The organism is Brevundimonas sp. LM2, from assembly GCF_002002865.1.
Taxonomy (GTDB): Bacteria; Pseudomonadota; Alphaproteobacteria; order Caulobacterales; family Caulobacteraceae; genus Brevundimonas.
The window spans coordinates 1,115,615-1,131,351 of the sequence record NZ_CP019508.1 but is presented as its reverse complement, the minus strand read 5'-3'; the positions used below and the strand labels follow the sequence as shown (position 1 = coordinate 1,131,351).

Genomic DNA, 15,737 nt, shown 5'->3' with positions numbered 1-15,737 from the left:
GGCATTCCTCGACCGCACCACTTCCCGATTGAAAAGCCATACCGCAAGTGCAAAATCCAAAGCGTATGCGGACCCATCGCCTCAACGTAGACCGAAAACGCTGAAAATGGCTCAAGTCCGCACAATGCGCATGCCCACGCTGAGCATCGATCGTTTCCGCAAAAGGCCTGAGAAGGCCTCGTTTGATGCGCACCCGCCGCTCGATGACCGAGAGCGCTTCGTCGTTCGAACCGTTACCTGGGGCTATGCGCTGATCACGGCGACCCAGAAGGTCGCGCTCCTGCTGTTTCCCGGCACGGCCCTTCAGATTGCCCTGCTCCTGACCATGGGCCTGATCGGCATTCTGTGCTGGCGTGGCGGGATGGGGATCGATGTTCGCAAGGCCATGCTCTATCTCGCATTCGGTGCAGCCGCAGGCGTTACGGCTCTGGCAAACAACATTACAGCCACTACACTTCCGTCGATGCTGTTTGTGTATGCCGTCTACTCGATTTTTATATTTAGCGTTCCCTTGAGCAAGGGGGCATACGGAAAGATTCTGGATAACATCGTCTTACTGGGCGCGATCGCCGCCGGTCTCGTCTACATGGATTGGGCGGTCCAATTAGTCGGAATGGAAATGCCCAGCATGCATTCCATCCTTCCAGAACAGTTCCGGTTCTTCAACTATATCTATATTCAACCTATCGAATGGGGATCACCCTGGTATAAGCCGAACGGCTATTTCTTCCTTGAAACGTCGTTCGTCTCGCAGTTTACGGCTACAGCGCTGGTCATCGAGATTTGCCGGCGTCAGCGCCTGCTCTACCTGGCTGTAACCGCCAGCGGCCTGCTTCTGAGTTTTGGTGGCACGGGCCTGGCGCTCCTGGCGCTGTCGCTTCCGGTTGTGTTCTTTTATGTGCGCCCTCGCCTTCTTTTGATTGGGATCATGATGCTGCCGCTCCTGTTCGGTGTGGCGCTGAAGGCTGGCCTGGTTGACAACATCGAGACCCGAACCGGTGAGTTTTCGCAGGAGGGCAAGAGCGGGAACCAGCGCTTCACCAAACAGGGCGAAGTCATCGCGGCTACGCTCATGGGTCCAACGCGCGAGGCGCTCGTCGGCATCGGGCCCGGTCGCATGCCGCAGCGATTGAACCTGCTATGGATCCCCGCGACGAAGGTCCTCGTCGAATACGGGCTGTTCGTCTCCGTTCTGTTTTGGGTGTTCTATTTCTATTCCATCTTCGGCCGCGGCGTTCCGATCTTCGCTTCATGGGTCGTCGCCATGCAGTACCTGTTCCTGAACGGCTCGTTCCTGGTCCCTCTTCTCTCGGTCATCTGCGTCATCATCGCGGGAATGTACCGGATTGAAGACCCCGAGAAAGTCGCCAGCGCCGCTTCGCGGCGAAGGGCGCCGACGCGGCTTCGCAGGCCGATCCGGCGCCCGGCGGATGCGGCGCCGGCGGCCGAAACCCCCGGTTAACCGTCCCGACAAACGCTTCACTAAGCAAGACGCGCTACAACGGCTCCATCGCCACGGAGACCTGCAATGAGCGCCGCACGCAAGACCGAGACCGTCGTCACCGCCGCGCCCGAGACGGCAGCGCCCTCCGTTCCCGAGGTTCGTCGCGCCGGTCCCTCGGGCGCGCTCGATCCCGCGCTGTCGGGCTTCAATCCCCTCGCGGCCCAGCACCGTCTGCTGGAACGCGAGTTCCACAACGAGACGACCGATGCCGACGTCGGCCATTATTCGGCCGCCACGCGCCTGGGCATCGTCGTCGGCGGCGCCGCCGTGTGCTGGGGCGTCGTGATCGGCGTGATCGCCGCGATCGGGCTCCTGTCCTGACACCGGCGCGGCGGTGTTGGCAGGTCGTAGAACGACATGATACCGTCATCTAGCCAAAGCATTCTGCGACGGCACAGAACACGTCGCCCCTTCGGCGTGCGCTGCGAACAGAGGAATCGTCCGTGCGTCCCGCGGCATCGGGATCACAGCCCGGACGCAATCGGCTTCGCGCCGCTTGCGATCGCCGGGCGCCTTCGGGCCATGCTACCGATCCCACTGGCGTAAGTTGCTCGCCTGGGCTAATGCTGCAGTGCAGCGAAGAGGCCGTCCATGACACAAGAGCTTGCTTCCATACCCTCCAGCGCCAAGGTTTCGTCGACATCCGGCCCTGCGACTTCGTCGGCGAGCTGGTCCCCGACCGCCCGCGTGGATTGGGAGTACGGCGTGAACGCCACGCTCGCCTTCATCATCCTGATCGCCCTGGCGCCGCTGATGTGCGCCGTCGCCCTGATGGTGTTCCTGCAGGACCGCGGCCCGGTCTTTTTCGGCCACCGCCGCATCGGTCGTGACGGCCGCACCTTCGCCTGTATGAAGTTCCGCAGCATGGCCGTCGATGCCGAGGCCCGGCTTCAGCATCTTCTGGCGACCGACGAGAACGCGCGCCTTGAATGGGCGGCCGACCACAAGCTGCGCAAGGACCCTCGGATCACGGGTCTGGGCGTGTTCCTGCGCAAGTCGAGCCTCGACGAACTGCCCCAGCTGTTCAACGTTCTCCGCGGCGAAATGAGCCTGGTGGGCCCGCGCCCGGTCGTGCAGGCCGAGGCGGAACGCTATGGCCGCTGGTTCACCCACTATTGCGCGGTGCGCCCCGGGATCACCGGCCTCTGGCAGGTCAGCGGCCGCAACGAGGTCAGCTATCGCAAGCGGGTCGCGATGGATGTCCTGTATTCGAAGCGCAAGAGCGCCGGTCTGGACCTGTTCATCCTTCTGAACACCGTGCCCGCCGTGCTGCTGCGCAAGGGCTCCTACTGATCGTTCGGGTGGGTGTCGGCAGCGCCTAGTTTCCGGGCACCGGCAGGCGCTGAGCGTTGCGCCGCGTCGAACCGAACCATTCCGACGCCGGACGTGCGGGCGGCGAAGCCTGCGGCGCGGTCTCGGACGGGGCCGACGTCGACGCCGGCTGGTCCACGCCATCCCGCCGGGGCTCGGACGCCCGCGCGGCCGGCGGCGTCTCCGTGATGTCCGCGACGACCACCGTCGGTGCCGGAACGGCCGCTGCGGCGGCGGCGGCGGCGGCGGCGAGCCCCTCGGCCTCGGCCGCGGCCAGGGCATCCAGATAGGTCTTCGAATAGGGCTGGAGCAGCAGCGGCAGGATCTCGACCCCCGAGCGCTGCCCCGTGAAGGCGGCCGGCGTGCCCCAACCGCCCGTCCAGCGATAGAAGATGTGCAGGCCGATCTCGCGCACCTTCACCAGACTGTCGGCCCAGTAGGGCACGACATACCCCGCATGGTAATGCGTCGCCATGCCCACCGGCGCATAGACGTCGCCCTCCAGGCTCTTGACGGCGATCGCCCTCAGCCGGTCCCAGACCACCGGGTCCGGCATCATCGCCAGGGCGCCGTCGCAGGTGAAGCTGAACTGGCAGCCCGAGTACCGCTCGGCCCCCTGGAAGACCACGCCGCAGACCGTCTTGGGATAGGCCGGATGCCGCAGCCTGTTCAGGACGACCTGGGCGACCGCCCGCTGCCCATCCACGGGTTCGGTCCGCGCCTCATAGTACAGGGCGGCCGTCAGGCAGTCCGCCGCGTTGTTGACGTCGAGCGTGTCGGCGGTGCCCATGACGAACGGTCTGGCGGCGGGGTTCGGCAGGGTGGAGACCGGAATACCGCGATTGTAGGCCAGCGCCTCCTCGAAGCTGAGCGCCCTGAGATCGAAGGGCGTGATCGCCTCGCTGTCGCGTTCCATCGCCGCCTGATCCGGAGCCCGGGGCACCGGCGCCGACGGCCGGGTGGGCGCGGGGGGCACGTCGAACTGTCTCCAGGCCAGCCATCCGCCCGCCGCGACGACCACCGTCCCCAAGGCGCCGATCAGGAGCAGCCGATGTCGGTTGGCACCGGGGATCTGGTCGGCCGAGTTTGGCAAGCGGAGTCTCGCGGCTGGATTGATGATCGCAAAGGAACGGAAAACGTCGGTGTGCCCGACCGCTCGGCGACGGTCATGGAACAGCGATGAAGGCCTAACATGAACCGATGATTGCGGCGAGGGCAACAGCCGATGGATGCGTCGGCCGTGGAGGGCGCACCCGCAACGGCGGCTGACGACGCGCCGCAGGGTACCGGTGCCGAGGTCGCCTCGCTCTCCGGGCTCGCTTTGCGTTGCCTCATAAAGACCCCGTGTTGCGACGATACTCGATCCCCTGTTCGTATCCGCCTGGCAGGAGACTGCGATGCTCGCGCCTATATGGCCCCTTCTGATCGGCATGGCCGCCGGACTGTTCCCCGCGGGCGACACCCCGGTACGCCAGGATGCCGCGCCGTCCGAGACCAGGCCCGCCGACGAAGCCGCGGCGTCGACGTTTCGAAATGTCGACGGCCGCGCGCTGACGCTGTCGCCGTGGGGGCCCGGCAAATGGGTCGCCACCGTGGTCGGCGGCACCCTTGCCGGTCGTCAGACCGACGACACGCTTCAGGACCTGGGGTTCAGATCCACCCTCCGGGGTGCCGGCGGTCATGACACCTATTATGTCGTCGATCCCGGGACGACCGTGATGGAACGCGCGGACCAGGGCACGGACACCGTCTTCGCCTACCGGGACTACCGGCTGCCGGCGAACGTCGAACACGTGATCGGCGCCGGTAACGGCTATGCCTACGTCGGCAACGCCCTCGAAAACCTGGTCATCAGCCGCGGAACCCGCAATGCGATCGCCGGGGGGCGCGGCAATGACGTCCTGGTGGACGAGAGCCCGTCCACGACGCGCTTCGTGTTTGGGGCCGGGGATGGCCGGGACGTGGTGTTCGGCTTCACCGCCCGCGGCCCCGGCTTCGATCTGATCCGGCTGGACGGCTACGGATACCGCGACTTCAGCGACGTACGGCGGCGCATGGCCCAGGCGGGCCGGGATGTTGTGATCCATCACCCCAACGGCGACCGGGTCGTGATCAAGGACATGCAGATGACCAGCCTGTCCGCCGCGAACTTCCTTCTGCCGATCGATCTCTCCCACTATCGTGTGACCTTCCGCGAGGAATTCGACACCCTGAGCCTGGTCGATCCGACCACCGGAGCCGGTCTCTGGAAGACCCAGTACGCCTCGGGATCGCAGGACAGCATCTGGACCGGGTATTCGAGTCGGACGCTCGCGCCGAACGAAGAGCTGCAACTCTATGTCGATCCCCAACTGACCGGGAAGGGGAACAGGGCCCTCGGCCTGAATCCCTTCCGAATCTCCGATGGCACCCTCCGGATCCGCGGGGAGCGGACACCCGAAGCGGTCAAGCCGATCCTGTGGGACTATGCCTATACGTCCGGCTTGCTGACCACTCAGACATCGTTCGCCCAGACCTACGGCTATTTCGAAATCCGCGCCCGTCTGCCGTCCGGTCAGGGCGTCTGGCCGGCGTTCTGGCTGCTGCCGACGGAGCCGAACGGGATCTCCGAACTCGACGTCTTCGAACAGCTTGGCGGCACCACCATCCACCAGACAGCCCATTCCGGCACGACGTCCGCCCCGGTGCGCGCAGGGTTCGCAACCCAGGTTGCGACCGCCACCTCTTACTTCCACACCTATGGCGTCCTTTGGACGGCGCAGACCGTCACCTGGTACATCGATGGCGTGGCCTCCGCCGCCATGGCGACGCCCCCGGACATGCATCAGCCGATGTACATGCTGGTCAACCTCGCCATCGGCGGCAGCTGGGGCGGCAATCCTGGGCCCGACTTCGTCGGCGCCGACTTCCTCGTCGACTACGTTCGGGTCTATGCGCCGAACGGCACGGCGCCGTCCCCATCGGCAGCGCCGCGTTGAATCGAGCCGAGCGGATCGCTTGGCCAGCCGCAGACAGCCCTGCGCATGGCTTCATCGGCGCGTTCCGGATGGGGCGATGTCGCGGAGGCCGCCGTTGATGCGCCGGTCCACACCGACACCCTCGGACCGCGCATTGCCCGGGCGTCACACTGGCTTTCGGGCAACAACCTGGGCATGAGCGTGCGCGCGGCCGTTCAACCGGTCTGGCCGGCTGTTTTCACTGCCCGGCGCGATTCATAATTTCTTGCGGTCCACTCCCTACAGTCAAGCTCTCGGTTTCATCGCGTTGCGTAACGATCCTAACCTAGGGGTGTGGGCCGCGAAGTTTTAAGCTCGATTTCTAAACCTGTTTAGGCCAACGTTAGCACTGGAAGGCTTCTGAGCGGTGACTGGCCTGAGGAACAATCTGCAATTGCCGGGCAAGCCTGTTCTTGTTGCGATCTGGACGCGCGATCTTGATGGCGTAGCCTTGGCGGGACGCCTTCGCATCGCCCATTCCATCCGGGACGCGTTCCGGGAGCGCTTCGACCTGCGCGAGATCACCGCAAAATCGGCGGTGCAAAACCCCACGCCCGGCCGTATTGCGGGGTCGATCCTGGCTTATCTGACAAGCCTGTTTCGCGGCCAGGTCCTGCCTTTCCAGTCTGCGATCTTCGCCAGCCACGCGGAACTGGCCGCCATCGAGGCCCGCATTCCTGACGACGCGAGCTATGTCTATCTGGACGGCGTGCGGCTGTTTCCGCTGCTCAGCCATCTGCGCCGCCACCGCCCAAACCTGCGGTTGGTGGTCGACTTTGATGACCTCATGTCTCGGCGCTTCCAGCAGTTGTTCGACCGCGGCGAAGCGCCGGCCCCTGGCTATCTGGCGGGCAACCTCCATCGTCGGATACGCCAGCTCTTGGACTGGTCCATCTTCGGCCGCCTTGTGCTGCGCCACGAGGCGAAGACGCTGGCGGGACTCGAGAAGGAAACGCTGAAGCTCGCGGATGCGATCGTCCTACTGTCGCTCGCCGAGACCCAGCAGCTTCAGGCCCTGGCGACGCAGGTTCCAGACGCCCGCGCCGAAATCTTGAACATCGGCCCCTCGGTCGCGATGCAACACACCAACGCCGTGCTCAAGCCGCTGCGGTTCATCTTCGTCGGAACCGATCGCCTGACCCAGAACCGTCTGACGATCGACTACCTGATTGACCTGTGGCGCCGCTTGTCGCCGTCGGCGTCGCTGACCATCTATGGGCAGCAGGTGCGGGACCTCCCGCTCCCCGACGGGGTGTCGGTTGCCGGCTATGTGGACGATCTCAGCGTCGCCTACGATGATCACAGCGTGCTGCTGACGCCCTCCTTTCTCGCTGGCGGCGTCAAGACCAAGGTGCTGGAAAGCTTCAGCTACGGGCGCCCTGTCGTCGCCAACCCCACGACCTTCGAGGGCATGAACCTGACCGGATATCCACTTGTCTTCGACCGCGCCGACGACCTCGAGGCCTTCGTGCTCGCCCCAGACGATCACCTGGACGAGGCCGCCAACGCCGCCGACGTGGGAGCCGCCTATCTGATCAGAAGCCACGCTCCGGACCGCACCGCCGCCGCCTGGTGCAAGGCGATGTTGGGCGACTCCGCAGGCGCGGTGAAATGACCGTCACGGCCCCCCGCGCGGATCGTCCCGCGATCGTGGCGATCGGTTACGACCGTCCCGATTGCCTGCAGCGCCTGCTCACGTCGATCGGCGGCGGACACTTTCCGCCGGAAACGCCCCTGGTCATCAGTCTGGATCAATCCGGCGTGGAGGCTGTGTACGATGTCGCGGCGGCCTTCGACTGGCCACACGGTGAAAAGCGCATCATCCGCCACGCCGAACGCCTGGGTCTGCGCGCGCATATCCTGGCCTGCGGCGACCTTTCGAGCCAGTACGGCGGCGTCATTCTGTTCGAGGACGACATCGTCGCCGCGCCCTTCTTCTACGACTTCGTCGTCGGCGCGATCGGGGCATACGGCCAGGACGACCGGATCGCGGGGATCGCCCTCTACCACTATCTTTTGAACGAGTTCGACAATCAGGACTTCACGCCGGCCGAAGACGGTTCCGACGTCTATTTCTTGAAGGTCGCGGCCTCCTGGGGCCAGGCCTGGACCGCTGCCCAATGGCGCGGCTTCCGAGACTGGTACGCCAGCGCCAAGGATCGTTCCATCTCCACCCGCGACCGGGTTCCAAAGCAACTTGAGGCGTGGAAACCGTCGTCCTGGAAGAAATACTACATCAAATATCTGACCGAGACGGACTGCTGGTTCGTTTATCCGCGAGGGGCGCTGTCGACCAATACGGCCCAGCCGGGCACCCATACCAAACGCCAGGTCAGCATCTATCAGACGCCGCTCGACCTGCGTCCGCGTGACTGGCGCTTCGTCGGTCTGGATCAGTCCCTGGCCCGCTATGACGTCTTCTACGAGCCGGACGCTGATGTCCTGCGGCACGTCCAGCCGGCCCTGGCCGGGCAGGATTTCGACGTTGATCTGTTCGGCGCGAAACACGATGACGCCCTGTCCCGACCGCTGCTTCTGTCTTCGCGGCCGTGCCGCAAGCCGTTGATGGGGTTTTCGGTGGTGTCTGGCGCCGCGCCGGAGGCGGCGATCGATCTCGGCCGCGCCGGGCGGTTCTTCAGTCTCGGAAAACGAGAAGATTTCGGCCGAATGACGATCCGGCGAAAACTGGCGCTCGCCCGCGCGGTCCACCGCAGCGATCATGTGGGCAGGCTGGCCTTCCAAATCCTGAAACCCATCCAGACCGAGCTTCTGGTGCAAAAAGCCAAGCGAGCGGCGGGAGGGCCCCGTGGCTGAATCCCGGATCGTGGTGACGGCGGTTGTCGCCGATCGACCGAACGTGCTTGCGCGCGATCTGTCTGCCGTCAGGCCGGCCAAGCATCTCGTGGCTGATCTGGTGCTCCGCGGGCACCACGCCAAGAAGGTGGCACAGGACCTTAGCTGGTCGTGCGGCGACGTGCTGACCCAGGTGCCCCCGCAGGCCCTGAACCTTAACCTCGAACGCGGCATCACCCTGTCGCCGTTCGCTCTCCTTTTCATCGAAGCGGCCCTGCCCCAGGCGCAGGACGCGCGGCTGGCCGCCATTTCGCTGACGAGCTTCAGGAATCGCGGACCGGACGAGCCCTTCATGCCGCTCCAGGACGGGTCCGACGTCTTCTATGCGGCCGTCGCGCCTGGTCCGGCGGCGCTTTCCCTGGGACAAGGGCGCGGCGACGTCAGCCTCTTCCCCCGGTCGCCGCTCGCGACGATGCTGGACAACGGCCTGGTCGTCAGCATGGACCGGGCCGCGCGGCAATGGCGCATCGCGGGCATCGATGACAGCCTCGCCGTCTACGACCCGCGGCTCGAACTGACCGCCGAGGCGCTTCGACGCGCCGCCCCCTGGCTACCGCAGGTCGATTTCGCGGTCGATCTGTTCGGTGACCGTACCGAGACTTCGGCCCCCTATCTTCTGTCCTGTCGGCCGTGCCGACAGCCGATCGCATCCTGGGGGCTTCAGATGACCCCGGTGGAGGCGAATATCGTGCTGAATTGCCCCGGCACGGTCTTTTCCCTGGGGCCGACGGCCAGTTTCGGCGCGCTCGATCCCGTCGTGCGTCTCCAACTCAGGCGGCATCTGAACCGGCATTTCGACATGGGGGCCTTCGTCGGTCAGTTCCTCGGTCCGCTTGCCGGACTCGTTCGCAAACGGGCCTGAAGCGGTTGTGCCACCGCCCCGTTTGCGGCGAAATATTCGCCGTCACCCGTCGGATCCAGCCCACTAAATTTTGCGCTGCAGCATGAACCGGGCTAAGCAAGCCAGACAATAAGGAGAACGGCATGCGTATCGCAATCATCGGCACCGGCTATGTCGGTCTTGTGTCTGGCGCCTGCTTCGCCGACTTCGGTCACCAGGTGACCTGCATCGACAAGGATCCCAACAAGATCGAGCGGTTGAACCGCGGCGAGATCCCGATCTTCGAGCCCGGGCTCGAGCAGTTGGTGGCCGACAACGTCGCCGCCGGTCGTCTGTCGTTCACCCTAGAGGCCGCCGACGCCATCCGCGAGGCCGCCGTGGTCTTCATCGCCGTGGGCACGCCCACCCGTCGCGGCGACGGCCACGCCGACCTGTCCTACGTCTATGCCGCCACCGAAGAAATCGGCGGGCTGATCGACGGCTTCACCGTGGTGGTGACGAAATCGACGGTGCCGGTCGGGACCGGCGACGAGGTGGAGGCCATCCTGAGGCGTGTCCGCCCCGACGGCGATTTCGCCGTGGTCTCCAACCCCGAGTTCCTGCGCGAAGGCGCCGCGATCGAAGACTTCAAACGGCCGGACCGAGTGGTCATCGGCACCGAGGATGATCGCGCCCGGGCCGTCATGGCTGAACTGTATCGGCCGCTCAGCCTCAACGACTTTCCCGTCATCTACACGTCGCGCCGCACGTCGGAACTGATCAAATATGCCGGGAACGCCTTCCTGGCGATGAAGATCACCTTCATCAACGAGATGGCCGATCTGTGCGAGAAGGTCGACGCCAACGTTCAGCAGGTGGCCAAGGGCATCGGCCTGGACGGCCGCATCGGCTCGAAATTCCTGCATGCCGGACCGGGCTACGGCGGATCTTGCTTTCCCAAGGACACCATCGCCCTGGTGCGCACGGCGCAGCAGTATGGGGCACCCGTGCGGCTGATCGAGACGACCGTCGAGGTCAACGACGCCCGCAAGCTGGCCATGGCCGACCGGGTCAAGGCCGCGCTCGGCGACCTGAACGGCAAGACGGTCGGCGTCCTGGGTCTCACCTTCAAGCCCAACACAGACGACATGCGCGACAGCCCCAGCCTGGCGATCATCCCCGCCCTCCAGGCGATGGGCGCATCCGTCAAGGCCTATGACCCCGAAGGCATGCATGAGGCTGAGCACCTGTTCACCGGTCTCGAGCTGACGACCGGTCCGTATGAAGCCGCAGAGGGGGCCGACGCCCTGGTGCTGCTGACGGAGTGGAACCAGTTCAGGGCCCTCGATCTGGCGCGCATCAAGGACGCGATGGCGCAACCGATCATCATCGACCTTAGAAACGTCTACAAACCCGAAGAAGTTCGCGCCTTGGGCTTCACCTATTCCAGCATCGGGCGCGCCTGATCCGATCCAAGCGGCTCGTGGTTTTCAAGGTCTGCCGCCGGCAGGCTTTGGCGGCCATGAGCCTGTCCGGATCGGCGGTCCATCCAAGCGCTTCGCCCGGTGCGCCTGCGCCACGCGGGGGACGTCTTGATCCACGCAAACGCGGCTTGGCCCCCACGCGACCGGTGTGATGACGCGCACGTGAAAGGGGTCGCCGCGACCGAATCACTCGACTGACCGAGGGCGATGCGGGGCCGACGCACAGGTTTCCGCGAAGCCTGCGCGGCCAACGATGGTCTTCAGAGACCGAAATGCGACAATTTAAACCCAAGGGACGGTGGCGCGGGGCGTCACGCCGCAATTTTTCACGCGGTTAAGCTACCTAGGTCATAAAACGGACTTTTCTGTCGGCCTGAATCAGCTAGACATAGGGAACTCCCCGTAAGAGGGAATTTTTCAAGACTAGGGAGACGATTGTGAGACTGATTGACGAACGATCCCATCAGTTCGACATGCATCGCAAGGACCATAAGGGCCGCGCGATCATGCTGGTCCTCGCCCTGCTGGCGAGTTCGGCGGTGTGGATCCTGATCATCGCGGCCTTGACGCGCGTCTTCTAGGACGTCCCGTCCCGAGCGATGCAGGCGTTAGGCCCCCGCCCCTGATCCGGCGGAATGTCGGCTTGGCGTGACGACGGCCGGGGCCTTGACCCTGCGCCTGCGCGTACGACGGTCGTATCGGCGGATGTCGGCGAACGACATGTAGGGATTGCTGCGGACCTGGTGGCGGAGCCGCTCGACCAAGCCCGGCAGGGTGGCCGCGAGCACCCCTGCTCCGTCGGCCAGCAAATCATGGACCGAAGCGCTGCGGCCGGTCATGCCCTGCAGGACTTCGACGGCCACCCCGATCGCCATGGCGACGATGGCGAGGTCGGTGCGCCGCCAGCGCGGGAAACAGAGAAACAGCCCCATGGACAGGGCATAGAAGGCGATGGCGTGCGCCATGGTGTCGGTCAGGCCGAAAGCCTTTTCCGCCCCCTGAAACGGCCCCAGCATCAACACCTGAAGGGCGACGCCGCCGACGATGCACAGACCTTGCACGATGCGGCAGACCTGGAGTGGCGTGAGGGTCAGGAACATGCCCGCATCTTGGGGCGCGCCTTATAATTTCGGATGAAACCGCATGGTGTGCAGGACGTAAACGCCGTCCGCGCAGCGTCGCGATACGCGCGCCTTTGCCAAGTCGTCAACGATGCGGAGTTGGGTCAGCGTCATCCGGATATCTTTCGCCTCGCGGTCGCAACAAAGCGTCGCAGGATGGCGACAAACCTCGAGATGGCGCGTTCGACCCTTCTTTCAGGAGACTTCCATGATGAACCCTCTCGTTGTCACCTCCGTGCTCGCCTTGTCTGTCCTGACCGCCGGTCCGGTGCTCGCCGAGGCCGCGCCTGCAGCCGCGCCCACGGCCGCGTCCGAGGCCGATGCCGCCGCCGCCTTCACCTTGCCGGCCCTGCCCTATGCCTATGAGGCGCTGGAGCCGGCGATCGATGCGGAGACCATGCGCATCCACCACGGCCGGCATCACAAGAGCTATGTCGACAATCTGAATGCCGCGGTGACGGCGGATCCGGCGCTGGCCGGAGCCTCCATCGAGGATCTGATGGGCCGGGTCTCGACCCTGCCGACCGCCATCCGCAACAACGGCGGCGGGCATTTCAATCACAGCCTGTTCTGGACCCTGCTGGCGCCGGTCGGTCAGGGCGGCGAGCCCTCGGCCGCGCTCGCCGAGGCGATCACCCGCGACTTCGGATCGATGGACGCCTTCAAGACCGCCTTCAACCAGGCCGCCACGACCCGGTTCGGGTCCGGCTGGGCCTGGCTGATCGTCAAGGACGGCAAGCTGCAGATCGTCTCGACCCCGAACCAGGACAACCCGCTGATGGACCTGGCCGAGGTGAAGGGTGCGCCTGTGCTGGCCGTCGACGTGTGGGAACACGCCTACTACCTGAAATACCAGAACAAGCGGGCGGATTACCTGACCGCCTTCTGGTCGGTGGTCAACTGGAACACGGTCAACAGCCTGTACGCCGACGCCTCCTAGGGTTCGGGCGCTCGCGCCGGGTCGCCACGGCGGCCCGGCCCGAGCAAGGGCTCACCTTCCGCGATGGGCGATCCGGGCTTGCGGCGAGGTATGTTATTTCATAACACGTGGCATCCTCTCCGCTTGGACGTGATGTCATGACCGCTCGCCGCCTTACCCGCCCCCTCCTCCTCGCCGCCGCCAGCTGGACCGCCCTGGCCGGCGGCGTCCACGCCCAGGACGGCCGGGCCCCGGGTCAGGCCCCGGCGATCGAGCTGGAAGAGATCGTCGTCACCGGCGTCCCCTATGGCATCAGCCAGAACGCCACGACCATTGCCACGACCGTTCTGGACGAGGCCCAGCTGTCCGTGGCCCCGGCCGCGTCGCTGGGCGACCTGCTGAACGGCACGCCGGGCGTGCGCTCGACCAGTTTCGCGCCGGGTGCCAGCCGGCCGGTGATCCGCGGCCTGACGGGGCCGCGCGTCCAGGTCCTCACCAATGGCGTCGGCCTGATCGACGCCTCCTCCGTCTCCCCCGACCACCAGGTGGCCACCGACCCCGCCGAGGCCAATCGCATCGAGATCGTGCGCGGCCCGGCCACCCTGACCTATGGCGGGTTGGCGATCGGCGGCGTTGTGAACATCCTCGACGGCCGCATCCCCGAGGCCCTGCCCGAGGGTGGGCTGGAGGGCCATCTGTCGGCCCAAACCTCGACGGTCGATGACGGCTCGCTGTTCGGCGGACGCGCCGACATCGCCCTGGGCGGAGCCTTCGTCCTGCATCTCGACGCGCTGAAGAAGGAAAGCGACGACTACGAGATCCCGTCCTCGCCGATTTCGCAGCGTCTGGCCGACGCCGAGGGGGTCGCGCGCGACGACACCGGCGTCCTGCCCAACAGCGGCTCTGAGCTTGAGGCCTACGGTATCGGGGGCTCCTTCATCGGCGACAACGGCTTCCTGGGGGCGTCCTACAAGGAGACCGACAGCACCTATGGCGTCGTCGCCGAGGAGACCGTCTTCATCGAACTGGAGCAGCAGCGGTTTGACGCGCGCGGCGGCTATCGCTTCGATCAGGGGCCGTTCCGCGAGGTCCGGGCCACCTATGGCCAGGCCGACTATACCCATACCGAGTTCGAAGACGTCGGCGAGCCCGGCACCATCTTCGCCTCGGACGGCTATGAGGCGCGTGCCGACCTGATCCAGCGCGCGCGGGGCGGCTGGAACGGCGCGATCGGGGTCCAGACCCTGTCGCGCGACTTCTCGGCCATCGGCGACGAGGCCTATATCCCCTCGACCGGCATCGAGGAGGCCGGGATCTATACGGTGCAGCGGCTGGACCGGGACAGCTATGGCTTCGAGGGCGGGCTTCGCTTCGACCGCCGCACCCTGACCGCCACCCCGTTCGGCGCGACCGACGAGGTGGAGCGCGAGTTCGACAACCTGTCCGCCTCGGCCGCGGTCTTCTTCCGACCGGCCACCGGACTGTTCGCAGGCCTGAGCCTGTCGCGCACCCAGCGCGCGCCTTCGGAAGTCGAACTGTTCGCCGACGGCCTGCACATCGCCACCGCCGCCTATGAGGTCGGCGACCCGACCCTGGACAATGAGACCGTCACCACCCTGGAGGGCACGCTGCACTATGACGGCGGGCGGTTCCGGGGCGACCTGCACGTCTATGCGTCGAAATTCGACGGCTTCATCGACGTGCGCGACACCGGCGAGACCTTCGAATTCGACGAGGACGGCGAGATCGAGCAGTTTCCCATCTTCGCCTATCTGCAGACGGACGCCGACTTCCGGGGCTTCGAGGCCGAGGCGGCGTATGACGTCTGGACCCGCGGCGCGCGCGTCGTGACCCTGGAAGGCGCGGCCGATTTCGTGGACGCCGACACCGATCTGGGCCCGGCCGCCCGCATTCCGCCCTACTCGGTCACCGGCCGCGTCCGCTACACCTCGACGCCGGTGGATCTGAGCCTTGAAGTACGCCACGTCGGAGAGCAGGACGAGGTCGCAGAATTCGAACGGCCGACCGACGGCTATACCCTGGTGAACCTGTTCGGCGCCTGGCGGCCGTTCGCGGATCCGGCGGTCACCCTGTTCGCCGAGGGTCGCAACCTGACGGACGAGGAGGCCCGCGAACACGCCTCGTTCCTGAAGGACATCGCGCCCCAGCCGGGCCGCAACCTGCGGGTCGGGGTGACCTACCGGTTCTAGGATCGTCGATCCGTCGGCTCAGTCGGCGGCGCGGGCGGCGGTGACCTCGATCTCGACCAGGAAGCCGGGCGCGGCCAGCCCGGCGACCTGGACCGTGCTGCGGGACGGGCGATTGGGCTGCTCCGCCGTGCCGAAATAGCGATTGTAGGCGCGCATCATGGCGGCGAAATCCATCCGGTCCGATCCCGGAGGCGCGACCAGATAGACCGTCATGGAGACGACGTCGCCCATGGTCAGATCACGGGTGGCCAGCAGGGCTGAGATCTTGGCGAAGGTCGATTCCGACTGGGTCTCGGTGTCGCCATAGGCGGCCACCGTCCCGGGCGCGGCGGTGGTGTCGGCCACGTCGGGCAGCTGTCCGCTGAGGAAGATGATCTCCGAGCCTTCCGGCACCGTCACCGTCGAGGCGATGAAGGCCGTCGGCGAGGGATAGGTGCGTTCGATCTCCTGCGCCGTGGCCGGAAGAGCGGCTCCCAGCACGCAAAGGGCCGTGGCGAGGGTGAGGTGGGCGGTCATGGA

The 15,737-nt window shown here is 65.7% G+C and carries 14 protein-coding genes; 11 read left to right on the top strand and 3 right to left on the bottom strand.

The window, feature by feature from the left end; translation table 11 throughout:
• Positions 1-130 precede the first annotated feature (130 nt).
• The 3 genes from BZG35_RS05570 (at position 131) to BZG35_RS05560 (ending at position 2,797) form a co-directional block, all read left to right on the top strand.
• Entirely contained in the window at positions 131-1,462 is a 1,332-nt protein-coding gene (locus tag BZG35_RS05570; RefSeq protein ID WP_150125943.1) for a hypothetical protein, read from the top strand.
• A 66-nt stretch (positions 1,463-1,528) separates the two neighbouring features.
• The gene (locus tag BZG35_RS05565) at positions 1,529-1,825 is read left to right on the top strand and encodes a hypothetical protein (protein ID WP_077354750.1); all 297 of its coding nucleotides are present in this window, start codon (positions 1,529-1,531) and stop codon (positions 1,823-1,825) included.
• A gap of 384 nt (positions 1,826-2,209) precedes the next feature.
• Positions 2,210-2,797 carry a sugar transferase gene (locus BZG35_RS05560; RefSeq protein WP_253189277.1) on the top strand — a complete coding sequence of 196 codons (588 nt, stop codon included), beginning with the start codon at positions 2,210-2,212 and terminating at the stop codon, positions 2,795-2,797.
• Positions 2,798-2,822: 25 nt separating this feature from the next.
• Here the strand turns inward: BZG35_RS05560 and BZG35_RS05555 are convergent, their stop codons facing one another.
• Complete coding sequence (locus tag BZG35_RS05555) at positions 2,823-3,908, bottom strand: cell wall hydrolase (protein ID WP_253189276.1); 1,086 nt, start codon at positions 3,906-3,908, stop codon at positions 2,823-2,825.
• 304 nt (positions 3,909-4,212) lie between these two features.
• Between BZG35_RS05555 and BZG35_RS05550 the strand changes: the two genes are divergently transcribed.
• The 6 genes from BZG35_RS05550 to BZG35_RS17865 all read left to right on the top strand — a co-directional run bounded on the left by BZG35_RS05550 (position 4,213) and on the right by BZG35_RS17865 (position 11,549).
• Positions 4,213-5,793, top strand: coding sequence for a glycoside hydrolase family 16 protein (locus BZG35_RS05550; RefSeq protein ID WP_077354748.1), 1,581 nt, complete (start codon positions 4,213-4,215; stop codon positions 5,791-5,793).
• Between the two features lie 385 nt (positions 5,794-6,178).
• Positions 6,179-7,426 (top strand): glycosyltransferase, encoded by a 1,248-nt coding sequence (locus tag BZG35_RS05545; RefSeq protein WP_150125942.1) that lies wholly within the window; start codon positions 6,179-6,181, stop codon positions 7,424-7,426.
• Positions 7,423-8,625, top strand: coding sequence for a hypothetical protein (locus BZG35_RS05540; RefSeq protein WP_077354746.1), 1,203 nt, complete (start codon positions 7,423-7,425; stop codon positions 8,623-8,625). The genes BZG35_RS05545 and BZG35_RS05540 overlap by 4 nt, the downstream gene beginning before the upstream one ends.
• Entirely contained in the window at positions 8,618-9,526 is a 909-nt protein-coding gene (locus BZG35_RS05535) for a hypothetical protein (protein WP_077354745.1), read from the top strand. Before BZG35_RS05540 ends, BZG35_RS05535 begins: the two co-directional genes overlap by 8 nt.
• 122 nt (positions 9,527-9,648) lie before the next feature.
• Entirely contained in the window at positions 9,649-10,950 is a 1,302-nt protein-coding gene (locus BZG35_RS05530; RefSeq protein ID WP_077354744.1) for a UDP-glucose/GDP-mannose dehydrogenase family protein, read from the top strand.
• 455 nt (positions 10,951-11,405) lie between these two features.
• Positions 11,406-11,549: a hypothetical protein gene (locus BZG35_RS17865; RefSeq protein ID WP_171981887.1), complete on the top strand. Its 144-nt coding sequence runs from the start codon at positions 11,406-11,408 to the stop codon at positions 11,547-11,549.
• 27 nt (positions 11,550-11,576) lie between these two features.
• Here the strand turns inward: BZG35_RS17865 and BZG35_RS05525 are convergent, their stop codons facing one another.
• Complete coding sequence (locus BZG35_RS05525) at positions 11,577-12,068, bottom strand: VanZ family protein (RefSeq protein WP_171981886.1); 492 nt, start codon at positions 12,066-12,068, stop codon at positions 11,577-11,579.
• Positions 12,069-12,297: 229 nt separating this feature from the next.
• Here BZG35_RS05525 and BZG35_RS05520 point away from each other — a divergent pair, with 229 nt between their 5' ends.
• Positions 12,298-13,029 carry a superoxide dismutase gene (locus BZG35_RS05520; RefSeq protein ID WP_150125941.1) on the top strand — a complete coding sequence of 244 codons (732 nt, stop codon included), beginning with the start codon at positions 12,298-12,300 and terminating at the stop codon, positions 13,027-13,029.
• 137 nt (positions 13,030-13,166) lie between these two features.
• Positions 13,167-15,218: a TonB-dependent receptor gene (locus tag BZG35_RS05515; protein WP_077354743.1), complete on the top strand. Its 2,052-nt coding sequence runs from the start codon at positions 13,167-13,169 to the stop codon at positions 15,216-15,218.
• Positions 15,219-15,236: 18 nt separating this feature from the next.
• On the opposite strand, the gene BZG35_RS05510 is transcribed toward BZG35_RS05515, so the two are convergent.
• Complete coding sequence (locus BZG35_RS05510; protein WP_077354742.1) at positions 15,237-15,734, bottom strand: RidA family protein; 498 nt, start codon at positions 15,732-15,734, stop codon at positions 15,237-15,239.
• Positions 15,735-15,737 lie beyond the last annotated feature (3 nt).